The organism is Tateyamaria sp. (genome assembly GCF_059783535.1).
The window spans coordinates 21,185-23,982 of the sequence record NZ_JBYNDP010000049.1 but is presented as its reverse complement, the minus strand read 5'-3'; the positions used below and the strand labels follow the sequence as shown (position 1 = coordinate 23,982).

General features: G+C 56.3%; 3 protein-coding genes and 1 pseudogene. 1 reads left to right on the top strand and 3 read right to left on the bottom strand.

Annotation, left to right across the window (positions count from 1 at the left end; all coding sequences use genetic code 11):
• The coding region (locus AC6RA8_RS11370; protein ID WP_500352869.1) for a DUF2238 domain-containing protein at positions 1 to 629 on the bottom strand (629 nt) is incomplete at its 3' end.
• A gap of 41 nt (positions 630 to 670) precedes the next feature.
• On the opposite strand from AC6RA8_RS11370, the gene AC6RA8_RS11365 reads away from it, so the two are divergent.
• Entirely contained in the window at positions 671 to 1,402 is a 732-nt protein-coding gene (locus AC6RA8_RS11365) for an endonuclease/exonuclease/phosphatase family protein (RefSeq protein ID WP_500352868.1), read from the top strand.
• 66 nt (positions 1,403 to 1,468) lie between these two features.
• Here the strand turns inward: AC6RA8_RS11365 and AC6RA8_RS11360 are convergent, their stop codons facing one another.
• Together AC6RA8_RS11360 and AC6RA8_RS11355 are read right to left on the bottom strand one after the other, a co-directional pair.
• On the bottom strand, positions 1,469 to 2,470 hold the full coding sequence (locus AC6RA8_RS11360; protein WP_500352867.1) for a LacI family DNA-binding transcriptional regulator: 1,002 nt from the start codon (positions 2,468 to 2,470) through the stop codon (positions 1,469 to 1,471).
• A 64-nt stretch (positions 2,471 to 2,534) separates the two neighbouring features.
• Positions 2,535 to 2,798 (bottom strand): annotated as a pseudogene (locus AC6RA8_RS11355) (sugar ABC transporter ATP-binding protein); the annotation flags it as partial.

Sequence of the window (2,798 nt, the reverse complement as noted above, 5' to 3'; positions counted from 1 at the left end):
CGGTGATACAGGCTCCGGTTGGCATCGACGAACTGTCTAATGAAGGGCGCCAACAAACGCTTTTCACGCCCTTTGAGATAAAAATAGCCGCTGATGGCGCCGATGATCGCCCCAATGCCATTTACAATGAGATCACCCATCGTGTCGTCGAGGCCACTTTTCTGCATGTTAAGTCCAAAGACCGAGTCCATCGCATACTCGAAAATCTCCCAAATACTACCGACCGTCACGGCAAGGCAGAAAGACAGAAATGCGATGGCGGCTGCTGGTGCAGCATAGCGATCACCTTCGAACAGCATGAAAATGAACAAGAAACCAATCAAACCGAACCCAATGGCCGAGGACCCATGCAGAGCAAGATCCCACCACCAAACGCGTTCATAAAAACCAAATGCCTCGCCCATGAAGATCGAGCCACTGATGAAGAGTGTCGTGGCGATCAGAAAGGGGAAAGGCACGGTAATGGCGTATCGGGACGCCAGAAAAAGTGGCGCCATACAAAGCCCCAGCGTCAACAAGGCGACAAATGCCAGTTCCCAAAATCCAACGACGAGAGCAACAAGTGACGCCGCAAGCAGGACACCCCATAGGATCAATAGGATAGGGTTTTGATTTCTGAGCCTGTTCATGGGCCTATTCTTTTTCAAGTATCACTACATACGTAGGCACCATGGCCGAGCTTAGCATCCCCCAGACATTGCGTTTTGCCAGTTATAACATCCGCAAAGCGCGGGGACTGGATGGTCAACGAAATCCCGGCCGTATTCTGGATGTCCTGAACGAGCTGGGCGCTGACGTTATAGCCTTGCAGGAAGCTGACAGAAGGCTGGGCGATAGACCTGCAGCGTTGCCGTTCCACATGATCGAGACAGAAACCGACTTTGAGGTTCTGCCAACTGCGCAAAACGACGTCAGCCTGGGTTGGCATGGGAATGCCATCCTCTTGCGCAACGGGATTGAAGCAGCTGGAGTTCAACGGATCGACCTACCCGGGCTTGAGCCGCGTGGCGCGGTCTATTTTGAAGTTGATCTCGGTTCGTTGTCGGTTGCCGTCATGGGGGCCCATCTTGGCCTCATGCGTCGCCATCGGCGGCTTCAACTTGAAAGATTGGCGAGGCAAGTTCAGAACGTCGATGACGCGATTATCCTGGGCGACTTCAACGAGTGGTCCGCCCGGCGGGGACTGGAACCGTTGGAGCCAAAGTTTTCCGTCCTAAGCCCCGGACAGTCTTTTCACGCCGCACGTCCGGTCGCAGCGTTGGATCGCATCGCACATTCCGACGCCATCAAGGTGGCCGACGCCGGTGTCGAACAAGGAAAATTGGCAAAGCTCGCGTCAGATCATCTGCCTATCTGGGCGGATCTGATGCTGCCAAGACCACCGTTGTCAGCGAAAGCTTGAACGGATCGGAAACGATGTCCCCAACGCAATTGGCCAGGCACCCACTTTACCGGATCTTTCACTCAGTCAGGTTAAAACCGGGCGCAGAGTGCCACGTTCAACCACATGACAGTCGAAGGTCAGGGATTGCGCCACAGTTTCCGCGCCATCCAACATCGCCTCCACCAGATCGACCGACGTGCGGACGATATCGTCGATCGGGTTATGAATCGTCGTAAGATCAATCAACTCCCACGCGGCCATTTCCATGTTGTTGAGGCCAAGGATGCCGACGTCATCCGGAACCGAGAGTCCAGCATCCTTGATCGCGGACAATGCGCCGATGGACAGCACGTCATCGCCGCAGAAATATGCCTCGGCTGGTCCCATGGAGAGAAGGCGCGCCATCTCATCCCTGCCCGCATTAAACGAGTAGGCAGCGGCATAGCTGACCGAAAGCGACATCTCGGTGTGGCGCCCGAGCTCCTCGACAAACCCGGTGTGTCGGTCGCGAGTTGATGTGGCGCTGAGCGGTCCGGCCAAGAACCCGACCCGCCTGTAGCCGCGCTTGATCAACTCTCGCGCAGCTATCCGGCCCGCTTCGATGTTGTCGATACCAAGCACATTAATCTTCGGCGCATCCGTGAGGCGGCCAAAGGAATGAACCACGCGCATGCCGGCTTCGTGAAAGCTTTCAGCAAAGCTGACAGGCAGTGTGGACGAAGCCACGATCACCGCATCCACCGAGTATTGCTGAAGAAGGCGGACAGAGTTCGACGGGTCGGTTTCATCCGAAAGATTGACCAACAAAGGTCGCAGGCCGCGCTTTTGCAACTCGCGCGTGACCAGATCGAACACTTCCAAAAAGATCGGGTTATGGAAGTTGTTGGAAATCACACCCACCAACTTGGTACGGCCGGTGGTGAGGGATGAGGCCAGCGCATTGGGGCTATAGCCCAACTCAGCCGCGGCCTTTTCAACCTTTTCCCGCGTTTTGCCACTGATCGACGCGCCAGGTGTAAAACAGCGGGACACCGCAGAGCGAGAAACACCGGCCCGTTGGGCCACATCCTTAAGCGTCACAGCCATGGGTTACACGCTGACACCGGTTTGGTCACCGTCCGGTCTGCACCCAACAAGGTCGCGCACCTCTTCAGGCCGCGTCCTCGTATCCTTCCTGCGTCTTGGCGCCGGTGATGTAGGCGACCACGTCTTGGCCATCGGTGTCTTCCTTGCGTAGGTTCGCGCAAATGCGTCCGCGCCGGAAAACCACGATCCGGTCTACCAAGTCAAACACCTGCCGCATGTTGTGACTGACTAGGATCAGCGGTTCGCCCGCTTCTTTCAGCGTCCGGATGATATTTTCGACCTGCGCCGTTTCCTGCACGCCCAGCGCCGCAGTCGGTTCATCCATGAT